Below are 22981 nucleotides of genomic sequence, written 5' to 3' on the forward strand. Positions count from 1 at the left end.
CATGATGGTTCGTTCCGCGGGCTCCACTCACGCCTGACTGACGCGAACCATGTTCCCGGCGGGATCGCGGAATGCCGCGTCGCGCGCTCCCCACGGCTGACTGGTCGGTTCCTGCAGAATTTCGGCAGTGCCTGCCGCGCGTATCTTCTCGAACGCGCCATCGAGGTCGTCTGCGCGGAACCACAAACCGGGCAGTTCACCCTTGGCGAGCAGCGCAGCGATCTGATCGCCGAGCTCCTGGGACCGTCCCGCATGCGGCTGTGACAGTACGATCGCGATTTCGGGTTGATCGGCGGTGGACAGGGTTATCCACCGGAAGCCGTCGTTCACCACCTCGTTCTTCACCTCGAGTCCGAGGGTGTCGCGATAGAAGGCCAGAGAGGCATCGGGGTCGTCGGTGTAGATGTGGCCGTGGCTCAGGGAAAGTGTCATGTCGCAAGGCTAGGACGCGTCGGACGACATCGCTTCTTCGATTCTGCTCGATTGCACGGAGATCGCGGTCCGTATCGGTCGGCCCATCGCCAGGGACACGCAACTCGGCATCCCCTGGCTGTCGCTGTGATCACGGGCGCGGTACGCGCTGGGTGTCTCACCGACGATCTCGGTGAACCGGGAGCTGAAGGATCCGAGACTGGTACAGCCCACTGCGAAGCAGGCCTCGGTGACGCTGACATCTCCGCGGCGCAGCAGGGCCTTGGCGCGCTCGATTCGGCGGGTCATCAGATGTGCGTACGGCGTCTCACCGTAGGCCTCGCGGTAACGGCGACTGAAGTGCGCGGTGGACATCGATGCCGTGCGGGCCAGAGCGGGAACGTCGAGTGGCTCGGCGAATTCGCGATCCATTCGGTCGCGCGCGCGGCGCAGACGTCGGAGTTCGTCGAGGTCGGGGGTGTTCATCCAGTGGCCGCATCTCGCAGTGCGTCGATGTCCTCGCGAGTACCCGAGGACGTGCTCGCACCCGGCCTCGTCGCGGCGAAAGATCCTGCAACGCAGGCCCATTCGACTGCCTTGCGCGGGCCGTCGAACCAGGACGCAGCCAGTGCTCCGGCGAATGCGTCGCCGGCCCCGGTGGTGTCGACGGCGTCGACGCGCGGAGCAGGGACCTCGAACGATTCCGAGCCGCGGTACCGAGCGCCTCGGGCACCGAGTGTGGTGATCACGTGCGTCACCTCGCTCAGCCGGTTTCCGAGTCGGCTTTCCTCGGCTTCGTTGACCACGAGCACGTCGGTTGCCGCCACCAGGGCGTCGGGCAGATCCTGAACCGGTGACGGGTTCAGCATCGTCACCACACCGCGAGAGCGTGCGTACTCGAATGCGGTCACCACGGTGGCGAGGGGAATCTCCAACTGACACAGGAGAATGTCGGCGTCGGAGATGACGGTCAGGTCGTCGTCGGTGAGGTCGCGAACGCGTTCGTTGGCCCCGGGGACCACGACGATGTTGTTCTCGGCGTGATCGTCGACGGTGATGGCGGCGATGCCGCTCGAACCTGCCGTGGTGCGCAGCGCGCGGTCGTCGACTCCCGCGCTCGACAGGGTCCGGCGCAGTGTTTCCCCGAACTCGTCGTCTCCGACCGCTCCGATGAACGACACAGGAACGCCGGCTTTGGCGGCGGCGATGGCCTGATTGGAGCCCTTGCCGCCCGGCGAGGTGGTGAACGATGTGCCCAGCACGGTTTCGCCGGGTTCGGGCAGGGACGGTGCCCGGGTGATCAGATCCATGTTGATGCTGCCGAGCACGGCGATGCGAGGGTTCGAAGCGGACACCGACGAACTGTATCGCTCGGGCGGATGCACTCGTCCCTGAACTGCCAATTGCAGATTGTTGACAATCCTAAATCGGTGGGTGACGATGGCAGCCATGACAGCGTCGACTCGCACCCACCTCAGCCCGGCACTCAAGCAGGCGACCCCGATCGTCGTCGATCACGGAAAGGGCAGCTGGATCATCGGCACGGACGGGCGCAAGTACCTCGACTTCACCACCGGTATCGGCGTCACCAGCACCGGGCACTGCCATCCCCGCGTGGTCGAGGCCGCCCGCGAGCAGGTGGGCAAGATCATCCACGCTCAGTACACGACAGTCATGCATCAGCCGCTGCTGGCGCTGACCGACAAGCTCGGCGAGGTACTACCGCCCGGTCTCGACAGCGTCTTCTACGCCAACTCCGGCTCCGAGGCCGTCGAGGCATCGATTCGGTTGGCGCGCATGGCGACCGGACGGCCCAACATCATCGCGTTCCACGGAGGGTTCCACGGACGCACGGTGGCGGCCGCGTCGTTGACCACCGCGGGCACCAAGTTTCGGTCCGGATTCTCACCGATCATGGGCGGTGTGCACATCGCGCCGTTCCCGTACGCGTTCCGATACGGCTGGGACATGGACACCGCCGTCGCCTTCGCGTTGAAGGAACTCGACTACCTGCTGATGACGATGTCGAGCCCCGCCGACACCGCTGCGTTCATCATCGAGCCGGTACTCGGTGACGGCGGTTATCTGCCCACGCCTCCGGAGTTTCTCGAGGGCCTGCGCGAACGCGCTGACACCCACGGGATCGTCCTCATCGTCGACGAGGTGCAAGCGGGGGTGGGCCGGACCGGGAAATTCTGGGGTCATCAGCACTCGTCGATCACTCCCGACATCGTCATCACCGCGAAAGGTCTGGCCAGCGGATTTCCGATCTCGGCGATCGCGGCATCGACCGAGTTGATGAGCAAGGCCTGGCCCGGATCGCAGGGCGGCACGTACGGCGGCAATGCCGTCGCCGCTGCGGCGGGTGTCGCGACGCTCGACGTCGTGCGTGAGGAAGGTCTGGTCGCCAACGCTGCCGCGCAGGGCCGAGTTCTGCTCGACGGCCTGCTCGCACTGAAGTCCGAGCACTCTGCAATCGGTGATGCACGTGGACTCGGCTTGATGCAGGCACTCGAATTCGTCGACAGCGCAGGCAATCCCGATGCTGCGGCCGCTCTGCGCGTACAACAGGGCGCGATCGACGAGGGGTTGTTGCTGCTCACCTGTGGCGCGCTCGGCAACGTGGTCCGGATCATCCCGGCGCTGATCGTGAGCGACGACGAGATGCGGCAGGGCCTCGACGCGTTGTCGCGCACACTGAAGAACGTGCTGTGACGGCTGCTTCCGTTCGGTCCCCGGTTCCTGCACTCGTGCAGGAAGTACGCGAACTGGGCATCGAGATCGACGACTCGGATCGGCGGCTCGCCGAGTACTCCTACGACGCCTCGAACTACCGAATTCCACCTGCCGCCGTTGTGTTTCCGCGCAATGCCGATGACGTGTCCACCGTGGTTTCGCGGTGCGCCGCTGCCGGAATCGCGGTCATCGGCCGAGGCGGCGGAACGTCCATGGCGGGCAACGCGATCGGTCGCGGCATCGTGCTCGATTTCTCTCGCCACATGAATCGCGTGATCTCGGTGGACACCGACTCGCGAACGGCGGTGGTGGAACCGGGAATCGTCATCTCGGAGTTGCAGCGAGAGTTGGTGGCGCGCACAGCCGGGGAATTCACGTTCGCCCCCGACCCGTCCAGCAAGACACGCGCGACGGTCGGCGGGGCGGTCGGCAACGACGCATGCGGTAATCATTCGGTGCGCTACGGACGAACAGCGGACCACACGGTGGCGATGGACGTGGTCACCGCCGACGGGCACCTGCTTCGAGTGACTCGTAGCGGTGTGGCGGCAGTGCATTCGCAGGATTCCGCGGCAACCGATGCGGCCGAACGTATCTCGCGTGAGCTGCAGTCGCTGGCGGCGGACAACCTCGCCCTGTTCAGAGTCGAGCTGGGCCGCATACCGCGACAGGTCTCCGGATTTCACCTGTCGCATCTGCTGCCCGAGAACGGGTTCGACGTCGCTCGTGCACTCGTCGGAAGCGAGGGCACCTGCGCGGTGATCGTCTCGGTCACCGTCGCCGTCGTGCCCGTACCGCGGGCCGCGCTGTTGCTCTGCCTGGGCTACGACGACGTGGTGGCCGCCGCGGCCGACGTGACGGCCATTCTCGAGTTCTCGCCTGCCGCGGTGGAGGGTATCGACGACAACATCGCCCGGACGATGGAGTACCGCCGCGGACCGGACTCCGTCCGCGGTCTGCCCGCGGGAAACGCCTGGCTCTACGTCGACCTCGACGGTGCCGATACCGCCGAAGTGGAGAACAAGGCCGCCCGTCTGCTCGAGGCGCTCGGTCTTCTCGGCCGCGTCAAGGAGGGCCGCATCGTCACCGACCCTGCCGATCGAACAGCGCTGTGGCGAGTACGTGAGGACGGCGCGGGGCTCGCGACCCGCCTGGCCGGCGGAGCCGAGTCCTGGGGCGGCTGGGAGGACGCCGCCGTCGCACCCGAGAACCTGTCCGCCTATCTCGCCGACCTCAACGTGCTTCTGGCCGAACACGATCTGACGGGGGTGATGTACGGACACTTCGGTGCCGGCTGCATGCACGTGCGCATCACGTTCGATCAGCGCACCGACGCCGGACGACGAGTGATGAACGACTTCCTGCGCGCCGCCGCGCGGGTGGTGGTCGAGCACGGCGGCAGCCTGTCCGGTGAGCACGGCGACGGCAGGGCACGCTCGGAACTGCTGCCGGTGATGTACTCGCCCCGCATGCTCGACGCGTTCGCGCGATTCAAGCGCATCTGGGATCCCGGCGGCATCCTCAACCCGGGGTCGATCACCGATCCGGAACCGATGATGGACAACCTGATGCTGCAGGGCATCCCACAGCGGGAATGGAAGACGACCTTCGATCTGCACCAGATCGGGACGCGGGCAGACCTGGATCCCTTCGTACACGCAACTCAGTCGTGTGTCGGTGTCGGTAAATGCCGCACAGCGTCCGGAGGCGTCATGTGCCCCAGTTTCCGCGCCACGGGCGACGAGAAGGATTCGACGCGGGGTCGAGCACGAGTGCTGCAGGAGATGGTGCGCAGTTCGCCGACAGTTGCCGACGGATGGGCCTCGAAGGACGTGGCCGAATCGCTCGATCTGTGTCTGTCCTGCAAGGCCTGTTCGTCGGATTGTCCTGTCGGAGTGGACATGGCGACGTACAAGTCCGAGTTCCTCGATCATCACTACGCGGGGCGACTGCGGCCGCTCTCGCATTATTCGCTTGGCTGGTTGCCCCGCTGGCTGAAGGTGACGAAGAGAACGGCACCGTTGCTCAACCGTCTGCTCACCCCGCGCATCGCGGCACTGGCGGCTCGGCTCGGTGGGCTGACCACCGAGCGGCCGTTGCCACGCTTCGCATCGGCGAAGGAACTGGCGCGAGAAGTCCGGCTCGGCGGCGGCCGCGACGCGGACGTCGTGTTGGTCGTCGACACCTTCACTCAGGGTTTTCGTCCCGAGGTCGCGGGTGCGGCTCAGCGCGTGCTCGAGGACTCGGGCCGCAGCACCGAATGCCGGACCGACGTGTGCTGTGGTCTGACCTGGATCTCGACGGGCCAGCTGAAGGCCGCCCGCGCGCACCTCACGAAAGCCGTTGCTGCATTGGACGACGGCACCGACCGGCCCATCGTCGTCACCGAACCGAGCTGCGCGGCGGCGTTCCGCAAGGACATGCCGGAGCTGGTTCCCACCCCGGCCGCGAGACGAGTCGCGGCGCGAGTACAGAGTTTCGCGGGCGCGGTGATCGATCAGGCCGCGGCCGGGTGGGTGCCCACGGCGGAGATTCCCGACTCGGTGACCGTACAGACCCACTGCCACGAATACGCGGTGTTCGGCAACGCCACCCAGCGCACGGCACTGGCCTCCGTCGGTATCGACGCGGTGCGGGAGGCCACCGGATGCTGCGGCGTGGCAGGCAATTTCGGCTTCGAGTCTCGGCACTTCGAGCTGAGCATGGCGGTCGCCGAGCAGGCCCTCGCACCGGCGCTCCGTGACGCCGAGCCGGACACCCCGATTCTGACCGACGGATTCTCCTGCCACATGCAGGTGCGTCAACTCACCGGTGACCTGACCGGTGACGCGTCCGTACACCTGGCGCAGATACTCGATCCACGTTCGACGAAAGGACCGCGGCCATGACCGCCAGTTCGACCACCAGCCTCACGCGTCCTACCATCACGGCTCCGACCGACCTGTTCATCGCGGGCACGTGGACCGCCGCAGCGTCCGACGCCCGGTTCGATGTCATCGATCCCGCCAGCGGCGAGGTCATCGCCAACGTCGCCGACGGCGGCATCAAAGATGCCGAGAACGCCATGGCCGCAGCGGTCGACGCCGCCGCCGACTGGGCCGCGACGCCGCCGCGTGCACGTAGCGAAATCCTCCGCGCGGCATACGAGCTGATCATGGCGCGGTCGGAGGAGCTCGCTGCGATCATCACCGCGGAAATGGGAAAGCCACTGGCCGATGCGCGGGGTGAGGTGGCGTACGGTGCCGAGTTCTTCCGCTGGTTCTCCGAGGAGGCGGTGCGCATCTCGGGCGATCACACCCTCACCGGAGACGGCAAGAACCGCATCGTGGTCACCCGAGCACCCGTCGGACCGTGCATTCTCGTCACTCCGTGGAACTTCCCATTGGCCATGGGAACTCGCAAGATCGGCCCTGCATTGGCGGCAGGATGCACCGTGGTGTTCAAGCCGGCCGAGCAAACTCCGTTGACGGCACTGGCCCTGGCCGAAATCCTGCGCGACGCCGGTGTTCCGGCGGGAGTGGTCAATGTCGTGACCACCACCGACGCGTCGGGTGTCGTGGGCTCGTGGATGAGCAGCGGTTCGGCCCGCAAGATCAGCTTCACCGGGTCGACGGCGGTGGGCAAGATCCTGCTCGAACAAGCTGCATCGACCGTGATGCGCACCTCGATGGAACTCGGTGGCAACGCACCCTTCATCGTCATGGACGACGCCGATCTCACGCGCGCCGTCGACGGTGCGATGGTCGCCAAGATGCGCAACATGGGTGAGGCGTGCACCGCCGCCAACCGATTCTTCGTACACCGCAGTGTCACAGCGCAGTTCGCGGAGGCGCTCGCCGAGCGGATGGGTGCACTGTCGGTCGGGGCCGGAAGTACACCCGGAACCGAGGTGGGTCCACTGATCGACGACGCGGGCCGCACCAAGGTGCAGACACTGGTCGACGATGCCCTCGGGCGCGGCGCACGTGCGATCGTCGGGGGAGTGGCCCCGGACGGACCCGGCTACTTCTACCCACCGACGGTCCTCACGGACGTCGACGCGGCGTCGGATCTGATGTCACAGGAAATCTTCGGGCCGGTGGCAGCAATCGTCCCGTTCGACACCGAGGACGAGGTGATCGCCCTCGCGAACGACACCGAATGGGGACTCGTCGGATACGTCTTCACCCAGGACATCGACCGTGCTCTTCGGATGGGTGAGCGCCTCGAGGTGGGCATGGTCGGCCTCAACACGGGGCTGGTGTCCAATCCGGCTGCGCCGTTCGGTGGCGTCAAACAGTCCGGACTCGGCCGCGAGGGCGGAAAAGTCGGCATAGACGAATTTCTGGAGTACAAATATTTCGCCATTCCCCGAGGCTGAGAGAGGTTTTCGATCATGCCCAGTTCGAGACGACTGACGCCCATCGACGCACGCAACACGTCGATGGTCATTGCCGACCAGATTCGCGACCGCATCATCGACGGGTCCTACGCCCCAGGGGAACAGATCAACGAGGCCAACGTCGCCGCGGAACTCGAGATCTCGCGGGGACCGGTCCGGGAGGCGTTGCAGCGTCTCAATCAGGAGGGGCTCCTCGTCAGCTACCGGAATCGAGGCGTGTTCGTCGTCGAGCTGAGCAGCGAGGATGTCACCGAGATCTACGAATCCCGCGCGGCGATCGAGGTCGGTGCCGCGTGGACTCTGGTGCACGGCGATCGCGCTCGTTTGGTTTCGGCTGCCGATGAGCTCTCGGCCATCGTGATGCAGATGCAGCCGTTCATCGATCGGGCGGACTGGCGAGGTCTTGCCGAGCGGGATCTGGCGTTTCACACCGCCCTGGTCGCGGCAACGCGCAACAGCCGAATGTCGCGAATGTACGCCACGCTCGCTGCAGAGGCGCGAATCTGCATGGCCAACCTCGAAACCGCGTACTACCGGCCCGAGGCGCTGGTGGAGGAACACCAGCTGATCGTCGACCTCCTGCTCGGATCGGACTGGGACGCACTGGAAAAGGGCGTGCACGAGCACATGGACACCGCTATCCACGATCTGACTCGCGCCATGGTCGAGGAGCAGGCAGAACACTCGGCGCTGGCCACTCCGGGTTAGTCGCCTGCCCGCAACACAGCATTTACATCCGAAGTCTTGCGAACCTCTCGCGCCAGCGCTTAGCCTGATTGTCAACAATCTACTAAAACGACTTCCTTGAAGGGGGTGCCCGTGAACGACTCACCCGACGCCGCCTACGTCACCGCACTCGGACCCGACGAGACCACAGGACGGGCCGCTCCAGGCCTGGCTCGGTACCCCGATGTTCCGAACAGCACGCCGATCACCTTCACCGACGAGGAGTACGCCGCCCGGCTCGCTGCCGTCCGAGAGCGGATGGCAGCGCAGAACCTCACCGCGCTCATCGTCACCGATCCCGCGAACCTGTACTACCTGCTCGGCTACAACGCCCTCTCCTTCTACACCCCGCAGATGCTGTACGTGCCCCTCGACGGAGAGATGTACTTCTTCGCCCGCGAGATGGACGCCAACGGCGCGTTTCGGACGTCATGGCTGCCGCAGGATCGAACGTTCGGCTACCCCGAAACATTCGTACAGCGCAAGGACACCCACCCGTTCGTCTGGGTCGCCGCAAAGCTGCGGGAACTGGGACTGGTGAACAACTTCGAGCACGGCCAGGTCGGGTTGGAGATGGACTCGTACTACTTCAGCCCGAAGGCATTCGAGGCACTGGTGAAGTCGCTACCCGAATACCGCTTCACCGACTCCTACGAACTGATCAACTGGGTGCGAGTGGTCAAGTCGCCGGCGGAGATCGCCCTGATGCGCGGTGCCGCCCAGGTGTGCGAGTCGGCGATGTCGGCTGCGTACCGGTCGATCTCGGTCGGTGAACGGCAGTGCGACGCAGCTGCTGCCATCATGAACGCACAGGTACGCGGCACCGAGGAGTTCGGCGGCGACCACCCCGCCATCGTCCCGATGCTGCCCACCGGTGCCGGAGCCGACACCCCTCACCTGACCTGGTCGCATCAACCCTTCGTGCGGGGCGAGACCACCGTCGTCGAACTGGCCGGAGTGTTCCGGCGCTACCACGTCCCGATGGCGCGCACCATCGTTCTCGGAAAGCCAAGTCCGCGTTTGGATTACCTCGCCAAGTCCACCGGGGAAGCCCTGAACGACGTGCTCGCAACCGTACGGGCAGGCGTCACCGCCACCGAGCTGGCGCAGGTGTGGAACACCAGCCTTGCCAAGCACGGACTGCACAAACCGTCGCGCATCGGCTACTCGATCGGCATCGCCTACGCACCCGACTGGGGTGAGCGCACCGTCAGCCTGCGCACCGACGACGAGACGGTACTCGCCGAGAACATGACGTTCCACATCATCGGCGGAATGTGGATGGACGACTACGGATACGAGGTATCCGAGGCCGTTCGTGTCACCGAGAACGGCCTCGAAACCTTCACCGCATACCCCCGAGAACTACTGACGAAGGAGTGAGTATGACCGCCACCGCACAAGGTCGCCCCGCAGGCTCCACTCCTGCCATCCATGGTCGTTCCGCAGGCTCCACTCCTGCCATCCCCTGGGCACTACGAACCGACAAGCTGGTGGGATCGGTGATCGATTCGTCGACATCGCTCCTCGCCGCGCAGAAACACGACATCGTTCGATTCGCCATGGGATCTCCTGCAGCCGAGACGGTTCCGGCCGCTGCGTTCACCGAGATCGCCGGCAGCGTACTCACCGCGGACGCATTCGATTACGGTGCCACCGAGGGTGATCCGGGTTTGATCGACGCGTTGCTCGCATACCTCGACTCGGTGGGCGAACCCACGACCGAGGAGCGGGTGGTGATCACCTCAGGCGGAATGCAGGGCCTCGACATCGCGTGCAAGCTGTTCATCGACCCGGGCGACCTGGTGATCGTCGAAAGTCCCACGTACACCAACGGAACCGCCACAGTGCTCAGCTACGGAGGTGACATTCTCGAAGCTCCGATGGACAGTGACGGCCTCATCGTCGAGGCGTTGCCCGAGCTCGTCGAGCGCGCCGGTCGAGTGCCGAAGATGATCTACGTGATTCCCAACTTCCAGAACCCGTCCGGGGTCACCCTGTCGCTCGAGCGGCGTCAGCTGCTCATCGAGCTGGCACATCGGTGGGGATCGGTGATTCTCGACGACGATCCGTACGGCCTGCTGCGCTTCTCAGGGGATCCGATTCCCAGTTTCGGCACGCTCAGTCCGAACGACCCGCTGATCTTCTCGGTTCGGACCTTCTCCAAGATGATCGCTCCAGGCCTGCGAGTGGGGTGGGTGGACGCCGCCCCCGAGGCTCGGCAACTGATCGTCAACGCCAAACAGGCCATGGATACGTGCACCAACCTGCCCGGTCAGCGGATGGTGGCCGAGTACATCCGGCGCGGCCTGCTCGACGAGCATCTTCGATCGTTGGCCTCGGTGTACCTGCCCCGCAAGGTCGCGATGCAGAACAGCATCGAGAGGTACTTCGGCGAGTCGATGTCGACGACGGATCCCGAGGGAGGCTTCTTTCTCTGGGCGACGTTGCGCGGCAACGATGTCGACTTCTCGACGCAGGACCTGTTCGAGACGGCGCTGGCCGAGGGCGTGGCCTACATACCGGGGCCGGCATTGTCGGTGGGTGGGAAGTTCCACGACTCGTTACGGCTGTGCTTCGCCTCGTCGACGCCCGAACGTATCGACGAGGGGATCAGGCGGCTGGCGGCAGCGGTGGAGAAGTCCAAGCATCTGCTCGCCTCCAATCCCACCCGATGACCGTCTCGGATTCCGAACGCGCTCTGCTGGATTCGATCGACGAGCACGAGATCGTGACTCTGACAGCGGCATTGATCGACGCGGGCGGCGAAAACCCCGGCGACACGGAGGAGAAGACCGCAAAGGTCCTCGCCGAGCACTGTCGCGCACTGGGATTCGACGTTCGAACCGTCGAGGTGGTTCCGGGTCGGCCCAACGTCATCGTCTCGATCGGATCCGACGATCGCCCGGGAGTCCTCTTCGTCGGGCACTCGGACGTGGTCCCCGCGGGAACGGGCTGGACCACCGACCCCTTCTCCGCCGTGGTTCGAGACGGCCGCATCGTCGGCCGTGGGGCCTGCGACATGAAGGGCGGCCTCGCCGCCGTCGTGGCCGCGATGACCGCGGTGCAGCGCGCCGGTCTTGCCGACGAGCATCCGATGACGTTGGCGTGCCTGGTCGACGAGGAGGACACCGGTCTCGGCATCCGAGCGTTCGTGGCCGACCAACCACTGCGGAACCACAGCCACTGCGTGGTGGCCGAGCCGACGGATCTGGTCACCATTGTCGGTTGCCGAGGCGCCGCCAATCTGGAGATCGAGACTCGCGGCCGCTCCGCACATGCGGGACAACCTCGTAACGGAGCCAATGCCATAGCGGCTGCTGCGCGCATCATCGCGATCATCGAAGACTGGCAGATCGAGCTGGACGGCAAACCCGATCCCGAGTTGGGCCCCGCCACCTGGAACGTGGGAACCATCTCCGGTGGGACGGGAACCTCGATGGTCGCCGATCGCTGCACGCTCACCGTCGATCGGCGACTGCTTCCCGGCGAGCGCGCCATCGATGTCGTCGACGAATTGCGCTCACGTATCGAAGCAGCGGATGTGACCGGATCCGGTATCGAGGTGACAATCGACGTCGCGATGGAGATGCCCGGCTTCCTGACCAGCGCAGACAGCGGATTGGTCAGCACCGCAGTGCAATCGGTCCTCGACACCGGATCTGCGAGTTCGACTGACATCTGGACTGCTTCGTGCGATGGTGGTTTCGTGGCACAGCAGATGGGTATCGGCACCGTCGTGCTCGGTCCGGGGGAGATCGAAAACCAGGCACATCGGCCGGACGAATCCGTGGCCGTGCGGCAATTGACCGACAGCGCAAGGGCGTACGCGTTGATAGCCACCAGAATCGCTGCGCCACCTGGTCTTTAGCTTCCGAGAAGGGGGTTGGCCGAAAAGCACGTTCCGGTTGGCCGTACAGTCGAACGCTGCGAAGTACCACACCGACGCTCCATGTTGTTCACAAAAGCGAGAGGTATTTCGACCGTGACCGAAAATTCAGGGTCGGCATCCACGCCGACCGGATATCCACCGAGCACCGACACGCTGAGCCCGAACGAGACGAAGATCCTGCACCGAGCGATCGGCGGATCGGCGCTCGGAAACGCAGTCGAGTGGTTCGACTACGCGGTGTACGGCTATCTGGCCGTGTACATCGCCGCGAACTTCTTCCCGTCCGAGGACGGGGGCGCAAGCCTGCTCTCCACTTTCGCCGTGTTGGCCGCGTCGTTCATCATCCGCCCCATCGGCGGCATCGTGCTCGGTCCACTCGGCGACCGCATCGGTCGTCAGAAAGTCCTCGTGCTGACCGTCTCGATGATGACGTTGGCCACGGCGACGATCGGTGTGCTGCCGACATTCGACACCATCGGCATCGCCGCACCGTTGTTGCTGCTCGTCTGCCGATTGGTGCAGGGCTTCTCCACCGGTGGTGAGTACGGTGGCGCAGCAGTGTTCATGGCCGAGTACGCGCCGGACAAGAGGCGCGGATTCTTCGGATCGTTCCTCGAATTCGGCACCCTCGCCGGCACCGTGGGCGGTGCCACCCTGTGCACCCTGCTCAACGTCGCGCTCGGCGACGAGACGATGGAGGCCTGGGGCTGGCGCATCCCGTTCCTGGTCACTCTGCCGCTGGGCATCGTTGCACTGTGGTTGCGGACCCGCCTCGAAGATTCTCCGGTGTTCGCCGAGGCCAAGGAGGACGGCGGCACGGTAGACGAGGGTGCGGGCGGAGCGATCACCTCGCTCAAGGCCACCATGACGTACTGGCAGCGGATCCTGATCCTGATGGGATTCGTGTTGCTGCTGAACATCGCCTACTACACGGTGCTGACGTTCTTGCCCTCGTATCTGAGCGATACGTTGGGCCACAGCACGACTCAGTCCAACTTCACTCTCGTGGCCATCATGATCGTCATGATGGCGATCATCAACCCCATCGGCGCTCTGTCCGACCGAGTGGGCCGAAAGCCGTTGCTGCTGGCGGCCTGCGTCGGGTACTTCGTGCTCAGCGTTCCGCTGTTCCTCCTGATCATCAACACCGGACTGATCGGCCAGAGCATCGGCCTGCTCGGTCTCGGAGTGTTGCTGGTCATCATGTGCTCGTGTGTGTCGTCGACCCTGCCCGCGCTGTTCCCCACTCAGGTGCGCTACGGAGCGTTCGCCATCGGATACAACGTCTCGACGGCGCTCTTCGGCGGTACCGCTCCGCTGATCCTGACGTTCCTTATCGAACGGACCGGCTCGAACCTGGTCCCGGGCTGGTACATGATGATCGCGGCGGCCATCGCCTTCGTGCCGATTCTGCTGATGCCGGAAACCGCAGGCCGTTCGCTGCGCGGAACCCAGTGCCCCGGCGACAACGACGACGAGGTGGCCGCGTCCGGCGTCGAACTCGTCGGCTACAAGAAGAAGTAGTGGCACCGGTACTCGTCGTTCTGCACGCCGGCGACCTCCCCGACGGGCTCGACGCCGTCGCGGAGGTCGCCGACGTCCGGTACGCCACTGCCGACACCCTCGGTGATGCGGTCGACGGTGCCGACGCGTTGTTGCTGTGGGACTTCTTCTCCTCCGCAGTCGAATCGGCATGGCCGCGCTGCAGTTCGCTGAAGTGGATCCACATCGCCGCCGCAGGCGTCGACTCGTTGATGTTCGACGATCTGGTCGAATCCGATGTGGTCGTCACCAATTCGCGGGGAGTCTTCGACCGACCGATCGCGGAGTTCGTACTGGCCCAGATTCTGGCGTTCGCCAAGGACTCCGAACGCTCACGTGCTCTGCAGCTTTCGAAGGTCTGGCAGCACCGAGAGACCGAGCGCATCGACGGTGCCCACGCGATGATCGTGGGCACCGGCGCGATCGGCCGCGCGATCGCGAGCCTGCTGAGCGCGGTGGGAATGTCGATCTCGGGTGTGGGTCGAACGGCACGAGAGGGCGACCCAGATTTCGGCACCGTCTGTGGCAGTGCCGATCTCGCGGCTCGAGTAGAGCGTGCCGACTACCTGGTGCTGGTCGCCCCGCTGACCGATCTGACGAGGGGGATGGTCGACGATTCGGTGCTGGCCGCGATGAAGCCCGGCGCGCGGGTGATCAACGTGGGCCGCGGGGAGTTGCTCGACATCGAGGCACTGCTGGCGCACCTGGCCACCGGGCACATCGCAGGTGCCGCACTCGACGTGTTCGAGACCGAACCGCTCTCGGCCGACCATCCGTTGTGGACGGCCGAGAACGTGATCGTCACACCGCACATGAGCGGTGACGCCTCGGGATGGAAGCTGCGACTGGCAGAATTGTTCGCCGACAACGCACGTCGATACTTCCGCGGCGAACCGTTGCTCAATGTCGTGGACAAGAAGCTCGGCTTCGTGGTCTGAGGTCGTGGTCTGAGGTCTCAGTAGGCCCGCTCGTACTGCGGCGCCACGGCCGGGAGCATCTCGACGCCGAGTTCTCGGGCGGCGCGCCGCGGCCAGTACGGATCCCGCAGTAGCTCGCGCGCCAGCAGCACGGCCGTCGCCTCGCCCAGCGAGACGATGTCCTCCGCCTGCTTGGGTTCGGTGATCATGCCGACCGCGGCAGCGGGCATGGTCGTCTCGTTCTGGATGCGCCGCGCGAACGGAACCTGGTAGCCGGGACCGACCGGAATCTTGGCGTGCACGTTTCCGCCGGTCGAGGTGTCGACCAGATCCACCCCGTGCTCGGTGAGGATCTGCGCCAAGGCCACCGTCTGATCCGACGTCCAGCTCGGAGCCTCCAATGCGGCTGTGCCCTCTCCACCGGGTCGTTCCGCAGACTCCACTCCTGCAGCATTCTCGGGCTCGTCGAGCCAATCCGTCGCCGAGAGGCGAACGAAGACCGGAAGCTCGGCCGGCCACACCTCACGCACCGCGTCCACGACCTCGATCAGCAGCCGCGTGCGACCCGAGAAGTCGCCGCCGTACGAGTCTGTCCGCGTGTTGCTGGCGGGGGACAGGAACTGGTGCAGCAGGTAGCCGTGTGCGCCGTGTATCTCGACAACCCGGAATCCTGCTTTCAGCGCCCGCTGAGCGGCAGTCCGGAAGTCGTCGACGATCTTCGCGATGTCCTCGGCTGTGGCCTCCCTCGGGGTCGCGTAGTCACCGAACGCAACCGCGCTCGGGCCGACGGTCTCCCAACTTCGGGGATCCTCGGCGGGCAAGGACTTGCCACCCGACCAGGGAGCCGCGGTCGACGCCTTGCGGCCCGCGTGTGCCAGCTGGATACCCGGCACGGTTCCGAAGGATTCGATCTCGGTGACGATCGCTGCCAATGCGTCGGCCTGAGTGTCGTTCCAGATACCCAGGTCCGACGGGCTGATGCGACCCTCGGGGCTCACCGCGGTGGCTTCGGTGATGATCAACCCGGCACCGCCGATCGCCCGGCTCACCAGGTGGGTGCGATGCCAGTTGCCGGCGACGCCGACACTGTCACCCGCCTCGTCGGCCGAGTACTGGCACATCGGTGCCATCCACACCCGGTTCGGGAAGGTGACCTCACGCAGGGTCAGAGGCTCGAACAGCGCACTCACAAGTGGTTCCTCCGGTCTTCGGGCGGCGTCGACGGTCGGTCGACGATCTTCACGCTGTGCTGCAACGACGCGGCGATGCAGCTTCATTCCCGGCCCCTATTAGTGTGTAGTTCATGACAGCTTCCGTCTCGGCCGAACCGGTGACCACGACTGCCGACGAGCGAGAGAACGTGCACGCCGCAGCCCGCCGAGCGCGCGCCGCATCACGCGCGCTCGCGCTGCTGACGACTGCGGAGAAGGACGCTGCGCTGCATTCCGCGGCCGACGCGGTCGTCGCTGCAACGGAGTCGGTACTCGCCGCGAACGCAGTCGATATCGAGAACGCGCGAGCGGCCGGTACCGACGAGGGGCTGCTGGACCGCCTGCGGCTGACCGCGTCGCGCATCGACGGCATCGCCGCCGGTCTGCGACAGGTGGCCGGGCTGCCCGATCCGATCGGCGAGATCATCCGTGGTTCGACGCTGCCCAACGGGCTGGAGATTCGGCAACTGAGAGTTCCGCTCGGCGTGGTGGGCATGGTCTACGAGGCTCGGCCCAACGTCACCGTCGACGCGTTCGGTCTCGCGTTCAAGTCCGGCAACGCGGTGCTGCTTCGTGGTTCGTCGTCGGCGGCACGGTCCAACGCGGCACTTGTCGAGGCACTGCAGGGAGCGTTGCGCGGTCACGGTCTGCCCGAGGCCGCGGTGCAACTTCTCGGAAGCGCCGACCGTGCCACGGTCACCCACCTCATCCAGGCGCGCGGACTGGTGGACGTGGTGATCCCGCGCGGTGGAGCAGGACTGATCGCTGCGGTCGTGCGCGACGCAACGGTCCCCACCATCGAGACCGGCGTCGGAAACTGCCACGTGTACATCCATGCTTCTGCCGATCCGGAGACGGCCGAGAAGATCGTGCTCAACGCCAAGACCCGACGGGTCAGCGTCTGCAACGCCGCCGAGACCGTGTTGGTGGACTCCGCGATCGCCGAGACCATGGTGCCCCGGCTGCTCCAGGCGTTCCAGATGCACAGCGTCACTGTGCACGGGGACCTGCCCGGGCTCGTGCCTGCGCGCGACGAGGACTGGTCGCAGGAGTACCTCTCCCTCGACATCGCGCTGAAGGTCGTCGGCGGTATCGACGAGGCGATCGAGCACATCGACCGATACGGCACCGGCCACACCGAGGCGATCGTCGCCGCCGACATCGGTGCCGCGCGCGAGTTCACCCAGCGGGTCGATGCGTCCGCGGTGATGGTAAACGCGTCCACGGCGTTCACCGACGGAGAGCAATTCGGCTTCGGAGCCGAGATCGGTATCTCGACTCAGAAGCTGCACGCGCGTGGACCCATGGGATTGCCCGAATTGACCTCGACCAAGTGGACCGTGTGGGGCGACGGACACGTCCGAGACTGACACCCCTCGAAGTACCGGCCAGACCCGATCATCAGGAGCTGTGACATGGATCGTGCCCTACCGACGACACCCCCGCTGTTCGCCAGCGTGGACGACGTCCAGAGGCGCCTGGCCGAGACGGGCTATCTGGCCGACAAGGCCACCGCCACCTCGGTGTTTCTCGCCGATCGCCTCGGCAAGCCGCTGCTGATCGAAGGTCCGGCGGGAGTGGGCAAGACCGAGTTGGCCCGTGCCGTCGCGCAGACGACCGGGGCCGAACTGGTGCGGCTGCAGTGCTACGAGGGTGTGGACGAGGCTCGCGCGCTGTACGAGTGGAACCACGCCAAGCAGATTCTGCGCATCCAGTCCGGTACCGCGGCCGATTGGGACTCGACCAAGCTCGATGTCTTCTCCGAGGAATTCCTGTTGGCGCGGCCGCTGCTGCAGGCGATTCGTCGTACCGATCCCACGGTTCTGCTCATCGACGAGACCGACAAGGCCGATGTCGAGATCGAAGGTCTGCTGCTCGAGGTGCTCAGCGACTTCGCGATCACCATTCCCGAACTCGGCACGATCGTGGCCGAGCGGACGCCGTTCGTGGTGCTCACCTCCAATGCCACCCGTGAACTGTCCGAAGCCCTGAAGCGTCGCTGCCTGTTCCTGCATCTGGACTTTCCCGACGCCGACCTCGAGCGCCGGATTCTCGCCAGCAGGGTTCCCGAACTGCCCGAGGCCGTCGCCGAGCAGATGATCAAGACCGTGCGGGTACTGCGCGCGATGCAGCTCAAGAAGTTGCCCTCGGTGGCCGAGACCATCGACTGGGGACGCACTCTGTTGGCGCTCGGTATGGACACCCTCGACGACGATGCGGTTCGCTCCACACTCGGTGTGGTGCTCAAGCATCAGTCGGACCAGGTCCGCGCGGCAGCCGAACTCCGGCTCAACTGACATGCAGGCCCCGCACGGAATTCCCGGTCACCTCGTCGGTTTCGTCGATGCGCTGCGTCGGCGTGGAATTTCGGTCGGGCCGTCGGAGACGGTCGATGCCGGACGCGTCCTGTCGGTTCTCGACCTGCTCGATCGGGAGGCCGTGCGCGAGGGTCTGGCCTGTGCACTGTTGCGCCGGCCGACGCATCGCGGAGTCTTCGACGCCCTGTTCGACCTGTGGTTTCCGGTTGCATCGGGCACCAGGGACTCGGGGCAGATCGATACCGCGTTGCCTCGCACCGACGCCGGCGACGTCGACATCGATGCGCTCCGCGAGCTGTTGGTGGATCTGCTCTCGGACGACTCGGCCGAGGCCGCGGAGTTGACCCAGATGCTGGCTGCGCAGATGGTCGAGGAACTCGGACAGTACAAGTCCTCCAACGGGCCTTCGTTCTCGGCGTATCAGGCCCTGCGCGACGTTGCGCCCGAAACGTTGCTGCGCAAGATTCTCGACGGATTGCTCGGGCGCAGCGAAAACGCGCCCGATCGCCCCACCGACGACTACGAGTCCGAGGTCGCCAAACGCACTGCCGCGCAACGTATCGCAGACCTACGCAAGATGGTCGAGAGCGAGACGAGGCGTCGTTCGGCAGAGAAGCTGGGCCGTGAGCGGGTAGCGAGCTACGGGGTGCCCAAGCTCGCCGAGGAAGTCGACTTCCTGCGGGCCTCGGACACCGAGATGGCGGCGCTGCGGCGTAACGTCACCCCTCTCGCCCGGCTGCTGGCGTCGCGACTTGCGGTGCGGCGCAGCCGAAGCAGACACGGCTCGATCGATCTGCGTCGCACGCTGCGCAAGTCGATGTCAACCGGCGGCGTCCCGATCGACCTGGTCGAGCGCAAGCCTCGGAGAGCACGCCCCGAACTCGTTGTGCTGTGCGATGTCTCGGGCTCGGTGGCAGGATTCAGCAATTTCACTCTGCTGCTGGTGCATGCACTACGCGAGCAGTTCTCGCGCGTGCGCATCTTCGCGTTCATCGACTCCACCGACGAGGTGACGCGATTCTTCGATTCCGGTTCCGATCTCGGAGCCGCGATGAGCCGAATCATCGGCGAATCCGATCTCGTGACGTACGACGGACACTCGGACTACGGCCATGCACTGACGACGTTCGACGAGAAGTACGCCCATGCGGTCACCAGTCGCAGTTCGGTGCTGATTCTCGGTGACGCCCGCACCAACTACCGCGAGCCGAAGCTGCCGGCGTTGGCGCACATCGTGTCGGTGGCCAAGCATGCGTACTGGCTCAATCCGGAACCGAAATCGCAGTGGGGTTCCGGCGATTCGGCGGCCAAGGTGTACTCCGGCGTGATCGCGATGCACGAGTGCCGATCGGCTCAGCAGCTCGCCACCGTGGTCTCGCGTCTGCTTCCGGTGTGAGGCGTGTGACGCCCAGCGGCAACCCGGACGTAGAATCGGCGGTTGTGCAGCGCGAATCCGAACCCGGCGACGATACCGGTAGGCAGTCCGTCCGCCGTTTGGGCGTGATGGGCGGCACCTTCGACCCGATTCATCACGGGCACCTCGTCGCCGCCAGCGAAGTGGCGAACAAGTTCGCTCTGGACGAGGTGATCTTCGTCCCCACCGGAAACCCGTGGCAGAAGGAAGGCAAGTCGGTCAGCCCGGCAGAGGATCGCTACCTGATGACCGTCATCGCGACGGCGTCCAATCCGAGATTCTCGGTCAGCCGGGTGGACGTCGACCGGGAGAAGTCCACCTACACCGTCGACACCCTGCGCGATCTGCGATCGCAGCATCCCAATGCCGAGCTGTTCTTCATCACCGGCGCGGACGCGCTCGAGTCGATCCTCACGTGGCAGAACTGGGAGGAGTTGTTCGAGCTCGCCAAGTTCGTCGGCGTCTCGCGTCCCGGGTTCGAGCTCGGCGTCGAACATCTGGCCAACCACCTTCGATCGCTACCCGCCGACACTCTCACATTGATGGAAATCCCTGCACTCGCGATATCGTCGACGGACTGTCGACTTCGAGCCGGTGAGAATCGGCCGGTCTGGTACCTCGTACCGGACGGCGTCGTGCAATACATCTCGAAGAGGAATCTCTACAGACCACGAGGCGCTCAGCGTCTCGACGGATCCGTCACCATGTCGGAACCAGCGCCCCAGAAGAAGCAACCGGCAGGGTCGGTCACCAGCGCAATGACCGAGAACCCGAGCCATACGAGTGGGAGTACACCGAAGTGACTGCAACAGCCGAAGCCGCCGAGATGGCGCGGATCGCCGCGCTCGCAGCCGACGACAAACTGGCCGGCGACGTGGTGATTCTGGACGTCTCCGATCAGCTCTACATCACCGATTGCTTCGTCATCGCCTCCGCGCCCAACGAGCGTCAGGTCAACGCGATCGTGGAGAACATCGAGGACCAGCTGCGTGAGGCCGGACACAAGCCGGTCCGCCGCGAGGGCACCAGAGAAGGCCGTTGGGCGCTGCTGGACTACTCCGACATCGTCGTGCACGTCCAGCACAACGAGGAGCGGAACTTCTATGCGCTCGAGCGGTTGTGGAAGGACTGCCCGACCATCGAGGTTCCCGGTCTCGGACAGCATCCGGCTCCGGAATCGGAGCAATGATCAGACGGCTCATCCTGCTTCGGCACGGTCAGACGGAGTACAACGCCACCGACCGCATGCAGGGTCAGCTCGACACCGATCTGTCCGAGCTCGGCCGCAGCCAGGCGAAGACGGCCGCCGCCGAGCTGGCGACGCGTGATCCGATCAGGATCGTCTCCTCGGATCTGCGGCGAGCTCTGGACACTGCGACCGCGCTCGGAGACGCAGCCGGTGTGGCGGTGTCGACGGACGAGCGTCTGCGCGAGACCCATCTCGGTCAGTGGCAGGGGCTGACCCACACCGAGGTCGACGACATCGCTCCCGGGGCACGACCGGCCTGGCGCGCGGACGCCACCATTGCCCCACCCGGTGGGGAGAGCCGCATCGACGTTGCCCGACGCAGCGTGCCGCTGGTTCGTGAACTCACGGCAGGCGTCCCCGAGTGGGGTGCAGGCGGCAGCGAGCGACCGCTCGTCCTCGTCGCGCACGGAGGTCTGATCGCGGCGCTCACCGCCGCGCTGCTCGATCTACCGACCGATCGCTGGCCGGTACTCGGAGGCCTCGCGAACACCAGCTGGGTTCAGCTCGGCGCGCACGGCCCCGGCGAGAACCCGTCCTGGCGACTGGACGTGTGGAACGCCTCCGCGCGGGTGGCCAGTGACGTCCTCTGAGACGGCGCGGCCCGCGCTGCTCGTCCTCGCGGACTCGTTGAGCTACTACGGACCCGAGGGCGGACTGCCCGTCGACGACCCGAGACTGTGGCCCAATCTCGTTGCAGCGGAACTGGATTGGACGGTCGAGTTGGTTGCGCGCATCGGCTGGACGAGTCGTGACGCGTGGTGGGCCCTGACCCAGGATCCGCGAGTGTGGGCAGCCATTCCCCGTGCCGGTGCCGTCGTGCTCGGAATCGGCGGCATGGATTCGCTCCCGTCACCGCTGCCGACTGCGCTCCGGGAGCAGATCAGATACGTCCGACCGCCTGCCCTGCGGCGCGTGGTTCGCGCGGGATACCAAGCGGTGCAACCCGTTCTGTCGCATCTCGGTTGGCCCGTCGCGCTGCCGCCGCGGCTCAGCGTCGAGTATCTGGAACAGACCCGTGCGGCACTGGCGTACGTGCGTCCCGAACTTCCCGTCATCGGAACCTATCCATCGGTGCACCGCTGCGATGCGTACGGCAAGGTGCACTCCGGTCGCGAACCCGCCGTACGCGCACTGCGTGCGTGGAGCTCGGACAGGAACGTCCCCATGGTCGACCTCGCCGACGCCGTACGACCGAACATCGAGTCCGAGGACGCGAACCCCGACGGCATCCACTGGGGATGGGACGCCCACATCGCAGTCGCCGATGCGATGCTCGAGGTGCTGCGACCCGTCGCCGCCGCCCGATCGATGACCGAAACGCCGTGACCGTCGCCGTCGTCACCGACTCCTCCTCCTGCCTGCCGGCCTCACTCGCCGCAGAGCGAGGCATCACGCTGGTGCCACTGCACGTGCTGGTCGACGGAATCGACCACCGTGAGGGTATCGACGAGATTCCCGATCAGTCCTCTTCGGGCAAGCAGGTGACCACTGCGGGGGCCTCTCCGGGTGAGCTCACCGAGGTCTACGCCGCGGCTCTCGAACGCAGTCGAGGTGCCGGTGTGGTGGCACTGCACATCTCTCGGGGACTGTCGAGCACCTGGGAAGCTGCGCGCCAGGCCGCAGATCACGTGGGCTCGGCCGTCCGAGTCGTCGATTCCGCCTCGGCCGGAATGGGACTGGGCTTCGCAGTGCTGGCTGCGGCAGCCACCGCCGCCGGGGGAGCAGAACTGGACGCGGTGTACCGCGACGCCGTCGCCGCGTCGACGACGTCGCGATGCTTCATCGTCGTCGATCGACTCGACCACCTGCGACGCGGCGGCCGAATCGGTGCCGCTGCCGCCTTGCTCGGCACGGCGCTGGCGATGAAGCCGGTCCTGCACATCACCGACGGCAAACTCGTGTTGCGGGAGAAGACGCGGACCTCGTCCAAGGCGCTGACCAAGCTGGTCGATGCAGCCGTCGCTGCGGCGGAGGAGGTCGGTGACGAATCGGGGGTTGCGCTCGCGGTGCACCACATGCAGTGCCCCGAGCGGGCCGAGGACGTAGCCGCGATGCTGACCTCCCGGATACCGCATTCGACCAGCATCGACGTCTATCCTTTCGGTGCCGTTCTGGGTGCTCACGTAGGCCCGGGCGCGGTCGGTGTCGTCGTGGCGTCCGGACGTCGATAGGCGCGTCGCGTCC

Annotated in this window: 21 protein-coding genes; 17 read left to right on the top strand and 4 right to left on the bottom strand. The window is 65.7% G+C overall.

Annotated elements, in window-relative coordinates:
• Positions 1–27: 27 nt before the first annotated feature.
• The 3 genes from CH306_RS19080 to CH306_RS19090 are packed head-to-tail and all read right to left on the bottom strand — an operon-like array spanning position 28 to position 1766.
• Positions 28–432, bottom strand: a complete 405-nt coding sequence (locus CH306_RS19080; RefSeq protein WP_094631086.1) for a VOC family protein — start codon at positions 430–432, stop codon at positions 28–30.
• 9 nt (positions 433–441) lie between these two features.
• The gene (locus CH306_RS19085) at positions 442–897 is read right to left on the bottom strand and encodes a helix-turn-helix transcriptional regulator (RefSeq protein ID WP_094647541.1); all 456 of its coding nucleotides are present in this window, start codon (positions 895–897) and stop codon (positions 442–444) included.
• Positions 894–1766, bottom strand: a complete 873-nt coding sequence (locus tag CH306_RS19090) for a ribokinase (RefSeq protein ID WP_256981210.1) — start codon at positions 1764–1766, stop codon at positions 894–896. The genes CH306_RS19085 and CH306_RS19090 overlap by 4 nt, the downstream gene beginning before the upstream one ends.
• Before the next feature lie 94 nt (positions 1767–1860).
• Between CH306_RS19090 and CH306_RS19095 the strand changes: the two genes are divergently transcribed.
• From CH306_RS19095 to CH306_RS19135, 9 genes are all read left to right on the top strand, one after another.
• Positions 1861–3126, top strand: a complete 1266-nt coding sequence (locus tag CH306_RS19095) for an aspartate aminotransferase family protein (RefSeq protein ID WP_032394574.1) — start codon at positions 1861–1863, stop codon at positions 3124–3126.
• Positions 3123–6035 (top strand): FAD-binding and (Fe-S)-binding domain-containing protein, encoded by a 2913-nt coding sequence (locus CH306_RS19100; protein WP_094647545.1) that lies wholly within the window; start codon positions 3123–3125, stop codon positions 6033–6035. The genes CH306_RS19095 and CH306_RS19100 overlap by 4 nt, the downstream gene beginning before the upstream one ends.
• Complete coding sequence (locus CH306_RS19105) at positions 6032–7507, top strand: NAD-dependent succinate-semialdehyde dehydrogenase (RefSeq protein WP_094647547.1); 1476 nt, start codon at positions 6032–6034, stop codon at positions 7505–7507. Before CH306_RS19100 ends, CH306_RS19105 begins: the two co-directional genes overlap by 4 nt.
• Before the next feature lie 15 nt (positions 7508–7522).
• Entirely contained in the window at positions 7523–8236 is a 714-nt protein-coding gene (locus CH306_RS19110) for a GntR family transcriptional regulator (RefSeq protein WP_230596661.1), read from the top strand.
• A 222-nt stretch (positions 8237–8458) separates the two neighbouring features.
• Complete coding sequence (locus tag CH306_RS19115) at positions 8459–9637, top strand: M24 family metallopeptidase (protein ID WP_032394765.1); 1179 nt, start codon at positions 8459–8461, stop codon at positions 9635–9637.
• A 2-nt stretch (positions 9638–9639) separates the two neighbouring features.
• Positions 9640–10932 carry an aminotransferase-like domain-containing protein gene (locus CH306_RS19120; protein WP_094647549.1) on the top strand — a complete coding sequence of 431 codons (1293 nt, stop codon included), beginning with the start codon at positions 9640–9642 and terminating at the stop codon, positions 10930–10932.
• Positions 10929–12125: a M20 family metallopeptidase gene (locus CH306_RS19125; protein ID WP_094647550.1), complete on the top strand. Its 1197-nt coding sequence runs from the start codon at positions 10929–10931 to the stop codon at positions 12123–12125. The genes CH306_RS19120 and CH306_RS19125 overlap by 4 nt, the downstream gene beginning before the upstream one ends.
• 114 nt (positions 12126–12239) lie before the next feature.
• Positions 12240–13670, top strand: coding sequence for an MFS transporter (locus CH306_RS19130; RefSeq protein ID WP_230596658.1), 1431 nt, complete (start codon positions 12240–12242; stop codon positions 13668–13670).
• Positions 13670–14626: a D-2-hydroxyacid dehydrogenase gene (locus CH306_RS19135; protein WP_094647552.1), complete on the top strand. Its 957-nt coding sequence runs from the start codon at positions 13670–13672 to the stop codon at positions 14624–14626. Before CH306_RS19130 ends, CH306_RS19135 begins: the two co-directional genes overlap by 1 nt.
• 17 nt (positions 14627–14643) lie before the next feature.
• On the opposite strand, the gene CH306_RS19140 is transcribed toward CH306_RS19135, so the two are convergent.
• Positions 14644–15795 (bottom strand): NADH:flavin oxidoreductase/NADH oxidase, encoded by a 1152-nt coding sequence (locus CH306_RS19140; protein WP_179272915.1) that lies wholly within the window; start codon positions 15793–15795, stop codon positions 14644–14646.
• Between the two features lie 113 nt (positions 15796–15908).
• Here CH306_RS19140 and CH306_RS19145 point away from each other — a divergent pair, with 113 nt between their 5' ends.
• From CH306_RS19145 to CH306_RS19180, 8 genes are all read left to right on the top strand, one after another.
• Positions 15909–17186: a glutamate-5-semialdehyde dehydrogenase gene (locus CH306_RS19145; protein WP_094647554.1), complete on the top strand. Its 1278-nt coding sequence runs from the start codon at positions 15909–15911 to the stop codon at positions 17184–17186.
• Positions 17187–17231: 45 nt separating this feature from the next.
• The gene (locus CH306_RS19150; RefSeq protein ID WP_032394569.1) at positions 17232–18113 is read left to right on the top strand and encodes an AAA family ATPase; all 882 of its coding nucleotides are present in this window, start codon (positions 17232–17234) and stop codon (positions 18111–18113) included.
• Between the two features lies 1 nt (position 18114).
• Entirely contained in the window at positions 18115–19530 is a 1416-nt protein-coding gene (locus CH306_RS19155) for a vWA domain-containing protein (RefSeq protein WP_094631094.1), read from the top strand.
• 107 nt (positions 19531–19637) lie between these two features.
• On the top strand, positions 19638–20351 hold the full coding sequence (gene nadD / locus CH306_RS19160; protein WP_045194641.1) for a nicotinate-nucleotide adenylyltransferase: 714 nt from the start codon (positions 19638–19640) through the stop codon (positions 20349–20351).
• Complete coding sequence (gene rsfS / locus CH306_RS19165; protein ID WP_032394567.1) at positions 20348–20737, top strand: ribosome silencing factor; 390 nt, start codon at positions 20348–20350, stop codon at positions 20735–20737. Before nadD ends, rsfS begins: the two co-directional genes overlap by 4 nt.
• Positions 20734–21387, top strand: coding sequence for a histidine phosphatase family protein (locus CH306_RS19170; RefSeq protein ID WP_094647556.1), 654 nt, complete (start codon positions 20734–20736; stop codon positions 21385–21387). The genes rsfS and CH306_RS19170 overlap by 4 nt, the downstream gene beginning before the upstream one ends.
• Positions 21374–22123, top strand: coding sequence for a diglucosylglycerate octanoyltransferase (gene octT / locus CH306_RS19175; RefSeq protein ID WP_094647558.1), 750 nt, complete (start codon positions 21374–21376; stop codon positions 22121–22123). Before CH306_RS19170 ends, octT begins: the two co-directional genes overlap by 14 nt.
• A complete protein-coding gene (locus CH306_RS19180) occupies positions 22120–22968 on the top strand; it encodes a DegV family protein (RefSeq protein ID WP_094647560.1) in 849 nt (282 codons plus the stop codon). Before octT ends, CH306_RS19180 begins: the two co-directional genes overlap by 4 nt.
• The last annotated feature ends 13 nt before the right edge of the window (positions 22969–22981 follow it).

This window comes from Rhodococcus sp. 15-725-2-2b (genome assembly GCF_002259075.1).
In the GTDB taxonomy this organism is placed as follows: Bacteria; Actinomycetota; Actinomycetes; order Mycobacteriales; family Mycobacteriaceae; genus Rhodococcoides.

What these genes read in the sequence shown, in the direction of transcription:
- CH306_RS19145 (WP_094647554.1), top strand. Translation starts at nt 15,909, where the DNA reads ATGACAGCTTCCGTCTCGGCCGAACCGGTGACCACGACTGCCGACGAG.
- CH306_RS19170 (WP_094647556.1), top strand. Translation starts at nt 20,734, where the DNA reads ATGATCAGACGGCTCATCCTGCTTCGGCACGGTCAGACGGAGTACAAC.
- CH306_RS19155 (WP_094631094.1), top strand. Translation starts at nt 18,115, where the DNA reads ATGCAGGCCCCGCACGGAATTCCCGGTCACCTCGTCGGTTTCGTCGAT.
- CH306_RS19095 (WP_032394574.1), top strand. Translation starts at nt 1,861, where the DNA reads ATGACAGCGTCGACTCGCACCCACCTCAGCCCGGCACTCAAGCAGGCG.
- CH306_RS19105 (WP_094647547.1), top strand. Translation starts at nt 6,032, where the DNA reads ATGACCGCCAGTTCGACCACCAGCCTCACGCGTCCTACCATCACGGCT.
- CH306_RS19150 (WP_032394569.1), top strand. Translation starts at nt 17,232, where the DNA reads ATGGATCGTGCCCTACCGACGACACCCCCGCTGTTCGCCAGCGTGGAC.
- CH306_RS19085 (WP_094647541.1), bottom strand. Translation starts at nt 897, where the DNA reads ATGAACACCCCCGACCTCGACGAACTCCGACGTCTGCGCCGCGCGCGC.
- nadD (WP_045194641.1), top strand. Translation starts at nt 19,638, where the DNA reads ATGGGCGGCACCTTCGACCCGATTCATCACGGGCACCTCGTCGCCGCC.
- CH306_RS19080 (WP_094631086.1), bottom strand. Translation starts at nt 432, where the DNA reads ATGACACTTTCCCTGAGCCACGGCCACATCTACACCGACGACCCCGAT.
- CH306_RS19120 (WP_094647549.1), top strand. Translation starts at nt 9,640, where the DNA reads ATGACCGCCACCGCACAAGGTCGCCCCGCAGGCTCCACTCCTGCCATC.
- CH306_RS19110 (WP_230596661.1), top strand. Translation starts at nt 7,523, where the DNA reads ATGCCCAGTTCGAGACGACTGACGCCCATCGACGCACGCAACACGTCG.
- CH306_RS19125 (WP_094647550.1), top strand. Translation starts at nt 10,929, where the DNA reads ATGACCGTCTCGGATTCCGAACGCGCTCTGCTGGATTCGATCGACGAG.